This window comes from Marinomonas hwangdonensis (genome assembly GCF_003721245.1).
GTDB lineage: Bacteria > Pseudomonadota > Gammaproteobacteria > Pseudomonadales > Marinomonadaceae > Marinomonas > Marinomonas hwangdonensis.
Genome location: NZ_RIZG01000014.1, coordinates 39,486 through 55,152, shown reverse-complemented (window position 1 = coordinate 55,152; position 15,667 = coordinate 39,486). Strand labels below are relative to the sequence as shown.

The following is a 15,667-nucleotide window of genomic DNA, read 5'->3' as shown; positions in this document are numbered from 1 at the left end:
AAGATCTATAGATTTTGTGCAACCTTTTTCGGAATTTTCTTTTAATTTATTTTAAATAAAAGGGTATTCGTTCATAAAACCATCAAAGAACGCCTTTTTTGGTTGTTAAATAACCAAAACAACACAAAAACAAGCTGGTTACTCTCATAGATCTGGCATAACCACAGGCACTGATCGCACCACTTTCATCTCTTGGGAATCGATCGCCACTTGATAGGCAATAACTTCCACCCCTTTCTCGACTACTTCAACAAAAGCCTGCGCATATTTTTTATCTATATGTACTGCTGGAGTCACTGAATTTATTCCAGTATGGCTCACACAGAAGAACATTACTGCTCGATGACCTTCTTCGACCATCTTCGCAAGTTCATATAAGTGTTTGCGACCACGATCCGTCACCGCATCAGGGAAATACCCTAATCCGTCTTCTTCTAATAAGGTAACGTTTTTAACTTCCACATAACACTTGCGGCCATCATCACACGTCAGCAACCAATCGATACGACTTTTTTCACCATACTTTACTTCCGCTTTCTGCTCTGCATATCCAACAAGCTCAGTCACAACACCATTGGCAATGGCTTCACCAACTAGCTTGTTTGGATAGCCAGTATTGATACAAGCCAAATACTTATTATCAACCTCAACTAACTCCCATGTATAAGCAAGTTTACGTTTTGAATTATCGCTTTTAGACATCCATACACGTGCATCATCTTGCTGACATCGCTTCATTGATCCCGTATTCGGGCAATGCGCGACCACCACCTCGCCATTCGGCAATTCGATATCCGACAAAAAGCGCTTATAACGCTTAATCAGTTTCCCTTCTATTAAAGGCGTTGGAAATTTCACAACAACACTCCAGAACTTTTTTCGAGATTTCACACAAACAAAAACGGCCCTCTTTATTATAAAGAGAGCCGCTTTATTACATCATTATTAAGAAAGGATTATTCCCACTCAATCGTCGCAGGTGGCTTAGACGATACATCGTAAGTCACGCGGGAAATGTGTTCGATTTCGTTGATAATGCGACCAGATACGGTTTCTAGCAATTCGTAAGGAAGGTGAGCCCAACGAGCTGTCATGAAGTCGATGGTTTCAACAGCACGAAGCGCAACCACATATTCGTAACGACGACCATCACCCACTACGCCAACCGATTTAACTGGCAAGAAGACAGCGAAAGCTTGGCTTGTTTTATCGTACCAACCAGAGCGACGAAGCTCTTCGATGAAGATAGCATCCGCGCGACGAAGAATGTCAGCGTATTCTTTTTTCACTTCACCCAAGATACGAACACCAAGACCTGGCCCTGGGAACGGATGACGGTAAACCATGTCGTAAGGAAGACCTAGCTCTAGACCCAACTTACGTACTTCGTCTTTAAACAATTCGCGAAGTGGCTCAACCAGCTCCATCTTCATATCATCAGGTAGACCACCAACATTGTGATGGGACTTGATAACATGCGCCTTGCCTGTTTTAGACGCTGCTGATTCGATTACATCAGGGTAAATGGTGCCCTGCGCAAGAAAATCGATACCATCTAATTTAGATGACTCTTCATCGAAGATCTCGATAAAAGTATTACCAATGATCTTACGTTTCTTCTCAGGATCATTTTCACCAGCTAACTTACCAAGGAATAAGTCCTCTGCATCAACTCGGATAACTTTCACACCCATGTTGTCTGCAAACATTTTCATTACCTGGTCGCCTTCGTTCAAACGAAGTAAACCGTTATCCACAAACACACAAGTCAACTGATCGCCAATCGCTTTATGGAGCAGCGCTGCAACCACAGACGAATCTACGCCACCAGACAAAGCTAACAATACTTTACGGTTACCAACTTGCTCTTGCATACGCTCAATGGCGTCTTGCGCAATGTTTGCCGGCGTCCACAAAGTGTCACAACCACAAATATCGATAATGAAACGAGATAGAATACGGCCGCCTTGTAAAGTATGAGTAACTTCAGGGTGAAATTGTACACCGTAAAATTTCTTCGCTTCATTCGCCATCGCAGCAATTGGGCAACTGTCTGTAGAAGCCATCAAGGAAAAGCCTTCAGGCATGGTAATAACTTTGTCGCCATGACTCATCCAAACATCTAGCAAAGCCACACCGTTGTTCGCAATGTGATCTTGAATATCGTCGAGCAATACAGGGCCTTCATGCTTGCGGATTTGCGCGTAGCCAAACTCACGAATTTCAGAACCTTGAACCTTTCCGCCCAACTGCTCTGCCATGGTTTGCATACCATAGCAGATCCCGAAGACAGGCACGCCCATTGAAAAAACAGCATCTGGGGCGCGTGGCGAACCTGGTTCAGGAACCGATTCAGGACCACCAGCAAGGATGATACCTTTTGGATCGAAGTCGATCACTTCTTGATCTTCCATATCAAAAGCACGAACTTCACAATAAACACCAATCTCGCGAACACGTCGCGCGATTAGCTGAGTGTATTGAGAACCGAAATCAAGAATAAGAATTTTATGAGCATGGATATCTTGCGACATGGTTAGCCATTCCTTTCACTCTGCAAAAGAAAAACTTTCACAGAAGTAATCAATTAATAATTGGAGCAACAAATAAAGATGGGGCGTGTCATACGCCCCATCTCAGTATCAAATTACTGGCCGTTAACCGACTTGATAATTTGGCGCTTCTTTTGTAATAGTCACGTCATGAACATGACTTTCACGCATACCTGCACCCGTAATCTGAGAAAACTGAGTTTTAGTACGCATAGTTTCGATATCAGATGATCCAGTGTAGCCCATAGAAGAACGCACACCACCCATCAACTGATGAATAACAGCGGCCATCGGGCCTTTTGATGGCACGCGGCCTTCAATGCCTTCAGGCACAAGCTTTTCAACACTGCTTGAATCTTGGAAGTAGCGGTCGCTTGAACCTTGAGATTGAGACATCGCACCCAGGGAGCCCATGCCACGGTAAGCCTTGAATGAACGCCCTTGGAAAAGTACCACTTCACCAGGCGCTTCATCAGTACCAGCCAACAAACCGCCTACCATGATAACACTCGCGCCGGCTGCGATCGCTTTGGCAATGTCACCAGAAAATCGTACGCCACCATCAGCAATCACTGGAATACCACGTGGGTTCATTACTTCAGCCACATTGGCCACCGCGCTAATTTGTGGAACGCCCACACCAGCAACAATACGTGTTGTACAGATAGAACCTGGACCGATACCCACTTTCACGCCATCCGCACCGGCGTCAGCAAGAGCAATAGCGGCTTCAGCTGTCGCAATGTTGCCGCCGATAACTTGAATATGAGGGAAGTTTTCTTTTACCCAGCGAACGCGATCAATAACGCCTTTAGAATGACCATGGGCTGTATCAACCACAATAATATCAACGCCCGCATCAGACAAGGCTTTAACACGATCAGCGGTATCCGCACCCGTACCAACAGCAGCACCAACGCGCAAACGACCTTGATCATCTTTACAAGCGTTCGGGAAGGTAGTGGCTTTGTTGAAATCCGTTACCGTAACCATACCACGCAATTCAAATTGCTCATTCACAATCAACACTTTTTCAATGCGATTTTCATGCAACAATTTGCGGATAGAGCCAGAAGATGCCCCTTCCAGCGCGGTAACAAGACGATCTTTTGGCGTCATGATGTCAGAGACTTTTTTATCAAAGTCTTTGACAAAGCGCACATCACGACTGGTGACAATACCCACCAAATCGGTACCTTGAACAACAGGCACACTTGAAATGCTGTTTGCTGCAGTTAAATCCATCAGCTCTTTAACACTGGCTTCTGGGTTGATGGTAACAAGATCACGGACGATGCCGCTTTCGAATTTTTTCACACGACGCACTTCACGAGCTTGCTCTTCAATGGTCAAGTTTTTGTGCACAATGCCTATGCCACCTTCTTGAGCCAGAGCAATCGCCATGCGATGTTCAGTAACGGTATCCATCGCAGAAGAAATAAGCGGAATATTCAGCTCAATGTCTTTAGTGATTTTCGTTTTGAGGCTAACATCCTTAGGAAGAACTTCGGAATAGCCGGGGATAAGCAATACGTCATCAAACGTTAAAGCTTCTTGCACGATTCGTAACATAATGGGGAGTTTCCAATGCCAACAAGGGTGTTAAGATGGCAGCTAATTCTACTCCAATAGTTGCATTCGGTAAATCACAACCACGAGAGATTGATGAAAAATTTTACAACTTCTGCGTCACAAGAAACGGCTTTTACCGTCTCACAGCTAAATAGACAGATACAACAGTTACTTGAGGCCAGTTTGCCGTGGATTCTGGTAGAAGGAGAAATTTCCAATCTCGCCAAACCCAGCTCGGGTCATTGGTACTTTTCCCTCAAGGATGACAAAGCACAAATTCGCTGCGCCATGTTCAAAGGCAAAAATGCCACGGTTCGCTTCAAGCCCAAAGATGGCGACATGGTTCGCTTACGCGCGCGCGTCACCTTTTATGGTCCACGAGGTGACTGTCAGCTCAGTGTTGAAGGCATGGAGTCTGCGGGTGAAGGCGCACTTCAACAAGCGTTTGAGCGTCTAAAGAACAGTTTACAAGCCGAAGGCCTGTTCGCACCTGAGCACAAAAAGCCACTCCCCACCAAACCAGAGCGTGTCGCCATTATTACCTCACCAGTCGGTGCCGCTGTGCGCGATATGATCATCGCCTTTCGTCGTCGTTTTCCGTTAACTGAGCTAACCATCCTGCCCTCTTTAGTACAAGGCCAAGATGCCGCCAAAAACATTCTAAGACAATTACAGCGAGCCGATGGCAGCGGCCACTTTGACGCCATTATTCTCGGTCGCGGTGGCGGTTCATTGGAAGATTTATGGAGCTTCAATGACGAAACATTGGCGCGCGCTATCTTTGCCGCCAACACGCCGATTGTCTCGGCTGTGGGTCATGAGACAGACTTCACCATTGCGGATTTTGTCGCTGATGTCCGCGCTGCCACACCAACGGCGGCAGCGGAATTATTAAGCCCCGATCGCCATCAATTAATTCGACAAATAGAGCAACAAGAAAAACAACTGGTTAGGCGCATGTCTCGCATTCTCGAACAAAGTCAGCAGCAGCTCGACTTCATGACCAAACGTATTCGCCATCCAAAAGATCGAATCGAGCAACAACAAAATCAACTAGAACAGCTGAAACGCCGTTTGCAACAAAGCATGCAGCGCAAAATAGTAGAGCAACAAACGCAAACCGCCAATTTGGCTCATCGCCTAGAAAGAAATAGCCCCACTCGCCGTATCGATCAGAACAGACAAAAGCTCAAAGACATCGACGCTCGCCTTGCTCGTGCGCTCAATAACACCTTGACCAACAAGCAAACCACCTTTGCTCGTATCATCGACAAGTTAAACCTCGTCAGCCCACTGAATACCTTAGCTAGAGGCTACGCCATTGCCTCCAAAGACAAGCAAGTGATTCGCTCCATTAAGGACGTTGAAAAAGGCGACGCTATTTCGGTAAGAGTTCAGGATGGCATCATTTCGTGTGAGGTAACCGCTAACAAATCCACTCCGTGACGTCTGTTTTTAAACGCATCCATAACGTAAACAAGGTTATAAACCATATCGCTCTATTTTCTTAATCAGCCCTTGCCGTGAAATACCCAGTTGTTTGGCGGCTTGGGTGCGGTTGCCTTGATTTTTTTCTAAGGCTTGGTTAATCAGTCGAATCTCAAGGTCGCGGACTTGTTCATCTAATGAGGCGTCGCTCGTTGGTAAGCTTGCCATGGTTTGACGGACAGGTTCGCCACTTGGATATAACAGCTGGATATCTTCCATAGTGATTCGACCTTGTGGGCAAATAGAAGCCACGCTTTCTAGGGCGTTTTTCAATTCACGGACGTTACCTGGCCATGACTGATCTCGAAACCATTGCACGGCTTCAGTACTGAGCTGTAGCGACTTGGATTGCTGGTTCTGCAAACGCTGTAAAAATGACTGAAGCAGTACGGGGACATCTTCTAGCCGCTCCGCGAGCGCTTGAGTTTCAATGTTGACGCCTTTGATTCGGTAATACAGGTCCTCTCGGAAGCTGCCTTCTCGGACTTTCTCAAGTAAGTCAGCGTTGGTCGCGGAAATCACACGAATATCGATGTATTTCTGCTCTCGCCCGCCAACAGGGAAGAAGGTACCTTCTTGCAGCACTCGTAGTAATTTCACCTGCATCGCCAACGGCATTTCACCAATTTCATCCAAGAACAAGGTACCGCCATCAGCCAAACTCAATAGGCCAATTTTGTCTTTTTCCGCCCCAGTAAACGCGCCTTTCACGTAACCGAACAGTTCGCTTTCTAATAAATCCGCCGGAATCGCGCCGCAATGCACCGAAACAAACGGCTTGTCTGCGCGATGACTCAAGTCATGTAAGGTGCGCGAAATCACTTCTTTCCCCGTACCCGATGGCCCCGTGACCAACACCCGCACGTCGGTTGGTGCAATACGCTCCACCAGCGCCCTGACCTTTTGTGAACTGACCGAATGGCCAATGTAAGCCGACGCGCCTTGAGGCGAATGACTGGCTTGCTTGAGCTGAGTCAGCTCTCGCTCTAAGGTGGTTTTGGTGATGGCTCGACGCACCACCACCGCCAACATATCAGGATCAATGGGCTTGGCAATAAAGTCCCATGCGCCCAGTTCAATGGCTTTTAGGGCCAAATCCCGATCCGCGTGGCCGGTAATAATAATCACCGGACGACCCGCAAAATCGTCCATCGCATCCAAAGTCACTTGCGGATCAAAATGCGGTGGCATAGACAAGTCTAATAGCACCAAATCCGCATCAAACGATGCCAATGCACCTCGGGCGTCGTCTAAGCTACCCGCGGTTTTGACCTGGTAATCTTGCTTCGCCAACCAACGGCTCGCCAATTCACGAAACGCGGGTTCATCGTCAACCAGTAATATTTTATTTTGTGTCATGGAATTCTCTGTTTAAAATCGCAACGCCAGAAAAGTGGCGAGGCAAAATAAGCTCGAAGGTCACCGGCCAAGCCGAATCAGAACGGTGTCTAATCTTCCCGCCATGGGCATCAACAATACGACGCACAATCGCTAACCCAAGTCCACTGCCACCCGCTCGCTTGGTGACAAAGGGCTGGAACAAGGCCTCACCTTGCAGGCTTGGGTCGATGGCTGGCCCGTTATTATGCACTTGGATAACGATCTGCTGATCTTCTTCTTTGGCTTCAATGGATAACTTGCCCTCTGGCATATTGCGCAAAAACGATACGGCGTTATCGATGAGATTAATAAACACCTGCTGGAGTCGTTGCGGGTCAGCATCCAACTCAATCGCTTCATCGATATCAAGCTCAAACGCCACACCCTCTAGCTGAGCTTGCGCTAGAATACTCGCTATTAAAGAGCGTAAAGGCGTGGCAACGACTTGCAACGTCAAGCCACCGGAATACACCAACATATCGCTCACTAACCGATCCGCGCGTTTTAGCTGAGTCTGAATATGCTGACGCGTTTCAGCTGGCGCGTCATAGGCTGCCATGGCAATAATATTAAGTGGGTTGCGTAATTCGTGGGCCATGGCTGCAGACAAACTGCCCAGTTCGACCAAGTGCTGTTCATCCATACGTTTTCGTTCCGCCACCGCCAAGGCCAACGACCGCTCAAGCAGACCACAACTGTTTGAAAATAAGGAGGCAAAGACTTCGGCCGTTAAACGCATTCCAGGACTGGCATTTTCCCAGCCAATCAACACAAAATGCCAATCAGAATGAGAAGATGAAACACAAATCGCTAAGTCAGGATGTTTCTTATTACTCGAAAAACGATCTCCATCCAAATGAATCGCCACACTTCGCCTTATCTGTAAAGAGAGTAAACGCTCACCAATGGCAATCAGTTGTGGCCAATCTTGGGCGTCTTTCAACTTCGTTGACCAGGTATCCAGCACGGCTTCATTTAAGGAGGCGCCAGGATAAATGAGCCGCGATACCAAGCGACTCAATGGCTGATAAACGACCGCAGCGACAACCAAGATCAACAAGGAATACAGCCACAACTGCCAACTTGGCACATTGGCTAACGCCTGCAAACCAAGGCGCCCAGACACCACGCTGATCACCGCGATGACACAGAGAATCACCAGCATCATGGCCAACCAAAGCAAGGCGCGATTGGCAAACGCATTGACCGATAAAATCTGATAGCGCACCACCGCGTACACCAACAACAATAAATAAGTTGGCAGCAGCAACATAGGGTAAGGAAACCAACTAATGCCGAAAGAAGGGAAAACAAAACTGGTCGCCAAGAATAAGCCCCAAGCTCCCACACCGAACATGGCCAAAATGGAGCGTTTCTTGTTACCAGAATGCCGATACCAACCAAACAGCAGTACACCATGAGCCAAGATGCCAATCAACACGGTGTAGGCGAGATTCCAAGCCCCCGCTTCGGTAAAAATGAAAAATGAACGTGTCTCTAAGGTGCTAATCGCATCACCCGCTCCGACCCACCAACTTTGCAACACAACCACAACGCTGGTGAAATAAAACCAAGGCACAGCACGATATAAATGCTCTAACATAGGCTCTTTAACGGAGCCAGAGTTTACAAAACGGATAGCAAAATGTAAGAAAAAGGTCGGCATTAACGGGTTAGCAAGAATGATATGAATACCAATTTGCTCATAGCCTTGAAATAAAACCACATGCCCAAAACACCAAATCGCCATCATGATGGCGAAACCTGCCAAGGCTTGAAGATCGCTTTGCTTTCGTGCTCGCCACAATAACCAAGCCGCTACCAATACACCGCACACGCTCGTCACCAACATGGCGACTTCAAACATCAAGGAAAGCGTCAAAATCGTAAACCTCGTTTACACCTATAAGTGAAAAAATCGTAAACCTTTTTTACATCGCAAGCAAAGAAATAAAAATTCTCTTTAAAATCAATAACATAAATTTCACTCATAGTTGGCCTGCCCTTTGCTATGACTAAGACAACCTTTGATTTACATCAAATATTTATCAACTAACAGGACTAACACCATGAACACTGGCTTTTTAATGACCGAAATCATTGCACTTTTTAGCATTGTAGGATTAGCAATACTGCCTTTAGCGGTACAACAAATACGCACGCTAAGCGTTAAAAACAACATTTAACTACCTAACGCTTATTTATTGCTCAGGGAGCCATTATGGACCTCGACGTCGCCATCTTATCTCGCATACAGTTTGCCTTTACGGTGAGCTTTCATATCATTTTCCCCAGCATCACCATTGGTCTAGCGACGCTGATTGCTATTTGGGAAGGTTTGTGGCTCAAAACGCACAACCCCTACTACTTACAGTTGGCCAAGTTTTGGATCAAACCCTTCGCCATTACCTTCGGAATGGGTGTGGTGTCCGGTATTGTCTTGTCCTACGAGTTTGGTACTAACTTCTCCAAGTTCTCAGAAATGACCGGGGCGGTACTTGGGCCATTGATGGCCTATGAAGTCCTGACGGCTTTTTTCATGGAAGCGGGCTTTCTTGGTGTCATGTTATTTGGCTGGCAGCGTGTGGGTCGTAAGCTGCATTATTTTTCCACACTGGTTGTTATGCTCGGCACTTGGGTGTCTTCGTTTTGGATCATCGTAGCCAATTCTTGGATGCAAACCCCCACAGGGCACAAAATCGTCGATGGTAAATTTGAAGTGGAAAGCTGGATGGCGGTGATCTTCAATCCTTCCATGCCCTATCGCTTGACGCACATGGTGGTCGCGTCATTCATTACCGCCACTTTTGTTGTAGCCGGTATCTGTGCCTATTACTTATTGAAAAAGAAACACATTCCATTTGCGAAAAAAGGCCTGTCTATGTGTATGTGGTTCGCCTTGGTGCTGACGCCGCTACAAGCCTGGATTGGTGATCTGCATGGATTGAACGTCAAAGAACATCAGCCTACTAAATTGGCGGCGATGGAAGGCATTTGGCCAGCGCAGGAAGAAAACGTGCCGTTATTATTATTCGCTATGCCGAACATGAAAACCGAGTCGAACGATTATGAACTCGGCATTCCAAACCTTGGCAGCCTGATCCTAACTCACTCGTGGGATGGCGCAGTGCAAGGCCTAAAAGCGGTACCGCCAGAAGACAGACCCAACGTGCCGTTAGTGTTTTGGTCTTTCCGTGTCATGGTTGGCATTGGCTTTGGCATGATGGGGATTGCGGCGCTTGCTCTCTTGTTACGTCGTAAAGGCCGCTTATATGAAAACAAAGCCTTCTTGTCTCTGGTGACATTATTTACCCCTATGGGTGTCATTGCGGTACTGGCAGGTTGGTATGTAGTCGAAATTGGTCGTCAACCTTGGATTGTCTATAACTTGGTGAGAACGTCCGAAATTGTATCGCCACTGCCTGCAGAACGCGTGCTCTTTACCTTGACCATGTTTGTCATCATTTACACCTTACTAATTGGTGTTTATCTCTACTTCATGGGCAAGCTGATTAAAAAAGGACCGCCCTCTATGGAAGCCTTAGAGCAACAGCTCATTGGTATGAAAGCGCCAGGCTATGCCTTGGCTTGGGTAAAAACACTGCAATCGAAAGAGTCACACTTACACAATCAACCAACCATAGTGCAAGGAGATAAATGATGGACTTGGCGCTTTTCTACTTCCTTGTTTTAGGCTTTGCCATCTTTATGTACGTGTTACTTGATGGCTTCGACCTCGGGATTGGCATTCTTTACCCTTGGTTTAACCAAGAAGGCGAGCGCGACCATTTAATGCGCTCTATATCACACGTTTGGGATGGCAACGAAACCTGGTTAGTCTTTGGTGGTGTGGTGTTGTTTGCCGCTTTCCCTGCCGCTTATGCGGGAATTGCTTTAACCTTTTATCTCCCTATCATGCTGATGCTGTTTGCTTTGATTTTTCGTGGGGTGGCATTCGAGTATCGATTTAAGTCCGATACGTCTCGACCTTATTGGGATGTCGCCTTTAGCGCGGGATCCGCTATCGCGGCGTTTTGCCAAGGCATGTTGCTGGGCGCCATCGTTCAAGGTGTGCCCGTCGGTGTCGAGAGTATATCCAGCTTACACTGGTTAACCCCCTTCTCTATATTCACGGGATTTTCAGTGATGGCGGGATATGCTTTGCTGGCAGCTTGTTACCTGTTTATGAAAAGTCGTGGACGTATTCAAGAACACGCGGCGAAATTAGGCAAACAACTCTTAATGATAACCGTGTTTGCCATGATCATCGTCAGCGTGTGGACAGTGGCAAACCAAGTAGACATTCGTCAGCGTTGGTTTTCTGGCTTGAATTTCTTGTGGTTATCGCCCTTGCCTATCATCACCTTGGTGGTTGCGGTTTTAGCATGGCGAGATTTAAACAGGCATTCGGCTGACATCGTTCGCCATGAAGGTCGACCATTTTGGTATGCCGCTACCCTGTTTTTATTAGGCTTCGCGGGGCTTGTGGTCGGTTTGTTCCCGTACCTCATACCAAGGCAACTCACTTTTATGGAAGCGGCATCGCCAGACAGCAGCTTGCTCTTCTTGCTTCCCGGTATCTGCATCTTCGTACCCTTGATATGCGCCTACACCTTATGGGGCTATCGCGTTTTTGCTGGCAAGGTGGAAGATTATCAGGAGGGTTACTAATGCCATTTACCAGAGCAGGTCTAAAAAGACTAAAAGAAAAAACCGCCAAGCTTAAATCGTGGCAATGGTTCGGACTGCTGTATGTCACTGGGTTCATTGCGATTACATGCCTTTCATACAGCCTGAAACTGTTAATAACAGGACTACCTTAAAGCAATATCACTGTGTCCTCGGTTATTTGTGGATCTGTCCATGTGCAAACAGAAGTAAAACACGTAAAGTGAATGGCTTATTTTCACTTCACGATTGTACGGTTAAGGACTCACCATGATTCGCAAAGACATGTTTTTGGCGCTGATTATCATAGTCGCATGGGGCTTTAACTTTATCGTCATGCGCTGGGGCTTAGATGAACTTACGCCTATGATGTTAGGTGGATTACGCTTTCTTGTTATAGGTTTAATTGGCTGTTTCTTTTTTTCACGACCCAACACACCGCTACTGTGGTGTATTGGGTACGCATTAGCGTTAAATTTTGGCCAGTTTGCGTTTCTATTTAGTGCCATGTCGTTTGGTATGCCGGCGGGACTTGCGTCTTTGGTGCTGCAATCTCAAGCGATTTTTACGCTGCTATTTGCCGTCTTGCTATTAAAAGAAACCGTACGCCCTTACCAGGTGCTCGCTATTGGCATCGCTATTGGTGGCCTCGCGGTGATTGGTCTTGATAACGACGACACCACTATGACGGCGCTGGGATTTGGTTTAACACTGGCGGCGGGGTCAAGCTGGGCGCTGGGCAACATCTTCACCAAAACCATCAGCCGAAGAGGCTACGACGCCAACCTAAACTTAATCGTTTGGTCTAGCTGGGTTCCCCCTGTTCCCTTCTTCCTTTGCGCGTATTTTATTGATGGTGGCGATGTTATGTGGAGCAATATTGTCGGGCTGAACATTAAATCGATAGCCACCCTTGCATACCTGTCCTTGTTTGCAACCTTAGCAGGCTACGGCTTGTGGAGTTATCTACTGTCTCGCTATCCAGCTGCCACGGTAGCACCACTGACGTTAGGCGTTCCCGTTGTCGGACTGACTTCCGCAGAAGTTTTTCTATCCGAAACGGTAAGCATGATGCAATGGTGGGGGATTTTTATCGTTCTACTAGGGCTGATGTTAAACACCTTTGGTGGCCGCTGGTTAAAAAAAGTCAACCAGCAGCCGACGTAAATCACCCTAACATAAGGGGTTATCGGTTCTTGTCATCTTGTTGCGCGTCAATCTTATCCGCAAGACGCGCGACCTGAGCTTGTAACTCAGAAATTTGCGCAACTAACGCTTGATGATGATTTTCTTGGTTTTCATGCTCTTCTTCCGCCGTTTCTCGAGTCATCACATCCAACACCACGCCCACCATCATATTTAAAAACACAAACGCTGTTAAAAAAATGAAGATAATGTAAAAAATCCAGCTAAGTGGGTACACTTCCATTGTTTCATACATCACATCTGTCCAGTCCTCAAACGTCGCCACTCGAAACAGTGTCAACATGGAAATGGCGATATCACCCCAAAGTGTCTCGTTGACGTGGTGAAAAAAGATCGAGCCCACCGCGGCAAAGATATAGAAAATGATAAACATCAACAGGGCAATGTAGCCCATTTTGGGGATGGCTTTGAGCAAAGCATTAATCAAGAAACGCAGATCTGGAATGATCGATACCAAGCGTAATACGCGAAACACTCGCAGCAGACGCGCGACCAGAATCATTTCGGTATCCGATATCGGCATTAGACTGCCCGCCACAATCACCACATCGAAGATATTCCACGGGTCTTTGAAAAAATGACGCTTACTTTCACACGCTAAAAACCGCAAACTGATTTCAACAAGAAAAAAGATTGTAATAAAGATATCTAAATAATTAATCGCTTTATCAATGCCATACGGCAAGGGGTAGGTTTTAGCTCCCACAGTTAACGCGGCAATCACGATGATTGTAATAATAAAACCTTGAAACCACTTACTGCGCTCAATGCGCTTCATCATGGTAAACGCGCTTCCAGAACGACTCATATTCATTGTTTTTCACACCCAATACGCAAAGATACATCCCTGAAGTAGGGACAAGCGCGGCTATATTAAGTTCATATCAACAAGAATTAAAGCAGAAGTGCTAGGGATCGCACAGCACAGAGACTAGGTGCGCTTTACTCGGACGACTTTCATAATTTCGACAGGAATGCCCGCAACCATTTCTTGGGTAGGATAATAAGTCAAATTTACCCTCGCCCCACGCAGCGTACGATACTTGCCTTGTCGCTTAAATCGAAAAGGCACGTCGTAACCTTCGATCATTAAGGTGTGCAAAACCCAGTCTTCTTGGGGGCGCTGGGCATGAGATTTGACTTTAAGTGCTTCAGAGTGAATCAGCTTATCGTTATTTTTTAACAAGGATTCAGGATCAGATTTCACAAGAGAGGTTCCCTTTTTTAAGATAAAACCAAACCAGTATGACACATCTTTAGGTCATCTCAAAAAAACTGATCGTTATTTAACCAATCCTTAAGGTGTTGGTGGTAACTCATCGGGCTTTGCTGGTAACACAAATTGGCTCATGGCTTGTGCCGCTTCTTTATTTTCAAAACGCACAACCGCTTTTTGTAATATCAGGCTGTTCGGATAAGTGACGACATCGCCTGATAAACGCTGAATAATCACGTGAAACGTCGATATTTCTAAAATTTGCCCTAAAACTTCATCGTCTTTATCCACAACCTTGACCCAATCTCCAACGCGATATGGGAAACCAAAAAAGATAATCAGACTGGCGGTAATGTTACTTAAAATAGACCATTGGGCAAACAAAGCCACACCAACGACCGCAAACACAGACGAGAAAAAGATCGCCAACTGGCCATAACCTACCCCTAAAATCAGGCAGACCACCAACACAAAAGTCGCCGTCATACCAAGATGCAACATCTTAGAAACATAGGTAATACGAACTTCGTTCACCGCTTTTTTATGACCTAACAAAGCAATGCTTGATTTAAGAAGACGCGAAAGGACAACATACGCCACCACCAATAAAACAATTAAACCCACTTTTACCATCATCGCTTTTTCCTATCGTCTTCTGATTGGAGCATTACAGCACATAAAATAACACACAAGGAATAATCGCGATGCTCATGATATTACTGATCAACACGATCGAGGCAACCTTATGGGGCTCTTGCTGGTAGAGTTCAGCCACCATATAGTTCAACACCGCAGGCGGAAGACAGGCAAAAATCAGCAAATACGCAAAATTTTGCGCGGACATCCCAACAAAGTACTGCCAAATCACCGCCACAATTAATCCACTTAAAGGACATAACACACCACTAATCACTCCCAATCGCCATTGACCGAAGTCCACACTGGTCATACGCACCCCCAAGGCAAACAGCATCAAGGGAATTGCAATTTGCCCAAGCATATCAACAGACACTTTAACCGCCGGGGCAAGGGTCCATCCCTGAAAACTCCACACTAAACCCAACATGGTGGCAATAATCATCGGCATTTTTAACACGTTGAGAGGGTTCGACTTTGGGTTAAGTAAATACATACCCACCGTAAAGTGCAGCAAATTTTCTGTTAAAAACAGAACTACCGCGATCGGTAAAGCGGATTCGCCAAATGCCAGTACAATCAGCGGAATACCTAAATTGCCACTGTTATTAAACATCATTGGTGGGATAAAGGTCTTAGGAGAGATTTTTAACCACTTACAAAATGGCAAGACGACCAGTCCAGAGCCTAATACCACCACAGCGGCGGCTAAAATAAGATCCAGATATTGCGCAATATGAAACTCTTTCGATGCCATCACTGAAAAAATCAGCGCCGGACAAAAGACACTAATATTAATCCGGTTAGCCACCGCCATGTCGGTCGGTCGGACACGCGCATAGAAGAACGCCACCAATACGATACTGGCAAGCGGAAAAACGGTATTAAAGATTTGAGAGAAAAGCGTAGACGTGTCCATGAGCGGCCTCTATAACGAAGCCCGATAGCT

Annotated in this window: 13 protein-coding genes; 4 read left to right on the top strand and 9 right to left on the bottom strand. The window is 46.3% G+C overall.

Annotated features, from left to right (window positions below; all coding sequences use genetic code 11):
* Positions 1-144 precede the first annotated feature (144 nt).
* From sfsA to guaB, 3 genes are all read right to left on the bottom strand, one after another.
* Positions 145-858 carry a DNA/RNA nuclease SfsA gene (gene sfsA, locus EBI00_RS15400; RefSeq protein WP_123096820.1) on the bottom strand — a complete coding sequence of 238 codons (714 nt, stop codon included), beginning with the start codon at positions 856-858 and terminating at the stop codon, positions 145-147.
* 98 nt (positions 859-956) lie between these two features.
* Positions 957-2,534: a glutamine-hydrolyzing GMP synthase gene (gene guaA / locus EBI00_RS15395; RefSeq protein ID WP_123096819.1), complete on the bottom strand. Its 1,578-nt coding sequence runs from the start codon at positions 2,532-2,534 to the stop codon at positions 957-959.
* A 123-nt stretch (positions 2,535-2,657) separates the two neighbouring features.
* A complete protein-coding gene (gene guaB, locus EBI00_RS15390) occupies positions 2,658-4,124 on the bottom strand; it encodes an IMP dehydrogenase (protein ID WP_123096818.1) in 1,467 nt (488 codons plus the stop codon).
* 93 nt (positions 4,125-4,217) lie between these two features.
* Between guaB and xseA the strand changes: the two genes are divergently transcribed.
* The gene (xseA, locus tag EBI00_RS15385) at positions 4,218-5,570 is read left to right on the top strand and encodes an exodeoxyribonuclease VII large subunit (RefSeq protein ID WP_123096817.1); all 1,353 of its coding nucleotides are present in this window, start codon (positions 4,218-4,220) and stop codon (positions 5,568-5,570) included.
* Positions 5,571-5,606: 36 nt separating this feature from the next.
* Here xseA and EBI00_RS15380 read toward each other — a convergent pair whose 3' ends face one another.
* Both EBI00_RS15380 and EBI00_RS15375 read right to left on the bottom strand, forming a co-directional pair.
* A complete protein-coding gene (locus EBI00_RS15380) occupies positions 5,607-6,971 on the bottom strand; it encodes a sigma-54-dependent transcriptional regulator (RefSeq protein WP_123096816.1) in 1,365 nt (454 codons plus the stop codon).
* Positions 6,958-8,874, bottom strand: a complete 1,917-nt coding sequence (locus EBI00_RS15375) for a sensor histidine kinase (RefSeq protein ID WP_241557068.1) — start codon at positions 8,872-8,874, stop codon at positions 6,958-6,960. The genes EBI00_RS15380 and EBI00_RS15375 overlap by 14 nt, the downstream gene beginning before the upstream one ends.
* A 339-nt stretch (positions 8,875-9,213) precedes the next feature.
* Here EBI00_RS15375 and EBI00_RS15370 point away from each other — a divergent pair, with 339 nt between their 5' ends.
* From EBI00_RS15370 to EBI00_RS15360, 3 genes are all read left to right on the top strand, one after another.
* Positions 9,214-10,653: a cytochrome ubiquinol oxidase subunit I gene (locus tag EBI00_RS15370; RefSeq protein ID WP_123096814.1), complete on the top strand. Its 1,440-nt coding sequence runs from the start codon at positions 9,214-9,216 to the stop codon at positions 10,651-10,653.
* Positions 10,653-11,663: a cytochrome d ubiquinol oxidase subunit II gene (cydB, locus tag EBI00_RS15365; RefSeq protein WP_123096813.1), complete on the top strand. Its 1,011-nt coding sequence runs from the start codon at positions 10,653-10,655 to the stop codon at positions 11,661-11,663. The genes EBI00_RS15370 and cydB overlap by 1 nt, the downstream gene beginning before the upstream one ends.
* Before the next feature lie 267 nt (positions 11,664-11,930).
* Entirely contained in the window at positions 11,931-12,827 is an 897-nt protein-coding gene (locus tag EBI00_RS15360) for an EamA family transporter (protein ID WP_123096812.1), read from the top strand.
* Positions 12,828-12,846: 19 nt separating this feature from the next.
* Here the strand turns inward: EBI00_RS15360 and EBI00_RS15355 are convergent, their stop codons facing one another.
* The 4 genes from EBI00_RS15355 to EBI00_RS15340 form a co-directional block, all read right to left on the bottom strand.
* Positions 12,847-13,680, bottom strand: coding sequence for an ion transporter (locus EBI00_RS15355; protein ID WP_123096811.1), 834 nt, complete (start codon positions 13,678-13,680; stop codon positions 12,847-12,849).
* 117 nt (positions 13,681-13,797) lie between these two features.
* On the bottom strand, positions 13,798-14,073 hold the full coding sequence (locus EBI00_RS15350) for a hypothetical protein (RefSeq protein ID WP_111608926.1): 276 nt from the start codon (positions 14,071-14,073) through the stop codon (positions 13,798-13,800).
* A 90-nt stretch (positions 14,074-14,163) separates the two neighbouring features.
* Positions 14,164-14,718, bottom strand: a complete 555-nt coding sequence (locus EBI00_RS15345) for a mechanosensitive ion channel domain-containing protein (protein ID WP_123096810.1) — start codon at positions 14,716-14,718, stop codon at positions 14,164-14,166.
* A 31-nt stretch (positions 14,719-14,749) separates the two neighbouring features.
* The gene (locus tag EBI00_RS15340) at positions 14,750-15,637 is read right to left on the bottom strand and encodes an AEC family transporter (protein ID WP_123096809.1); all 888 of its coding nucleotides are present in this window, start codon (positions 15,635-15,637) and stop codon (positions 14,750-14,752) included.
* Positions 15,638-15,667 lie beyond the last annotated feature (30 nt).

What these genes read in the sequence shown, in the direction of transcription:
- guaB (WP_123096818.1), bottom strand. Translation starts at nt 4,124, where the DNA reads ATGTTACGAATCGTGCAAGAAGCTTTAACGTTTGATGACGTATTGCTT.
- EBI00_RS15340 (WP_123096809.1), bottom strand. Translation starts at nt 15,637, where the DNA reads ATGGACACGTCTACGCTTTTCTCTCAAATCTTTAATACCGTTTTTCCG.
- cydB (WP_123096813.1), top strand. Translation starts at nt 10,653, where the DNA reads ATGGACTTGGCGCTTTTCTACTTCCTTGTTTTAGGCTTTGCCATCTTT.
- EBI00_RS15360 (WP_123096812.1), top strand. Translation starts at nt 11,931, where the DNA reads ATGATTCGCAAAGACATGTTTTTGGCGCTGATTATCATAGTCGCATGG.
- xseA (WP_123096817.1), top strand. Translation starts at nt 4,218, where the DNA reads ATGAAAAATTTTACAACTTCTGCGTCACAAGAAACGGCTTTTACCGTC.
- guaA (WP_123096819.1), bottom strand. Translation starts at nt 2,534, where the DNA reads ATGTCGCAAGATATCCATGCTCATAAAATTCTTATTCTTGATTTCGGT.
- EBI00_RS15355 (WP_123096811.1), bottom strand. Translation starts at nt 13,680, where the DNA reads ATGAATATGAGTCGTTCTGGAAGCGCGTTTACCATGATGAAGCGCATT.
- EBI00_RS15345 (WP_123096810.1), bottom strand. Translation starts at nt 14,718, where the DNA reads ATGATGGTAAAAGTGGGTTTAATTGTTTTATTGGTGGTGGCGTATGTT.
- EBI00_RS15380 (WP_123096816.1), bottom strand. Translation starts at nt 6,971, where the DNA reads ATGACACAAAATAAAATATTACTGGTTGACGATGAACCCGCGTTTCGT.
- EBI00_RS15370 (WP_123096814.1), top strand. Translation starts at nt 9,214, where the DNA reads ATGGACCTCGACGTCGCCATCTTATCTCGCATACAGTTTGCCTTTACG.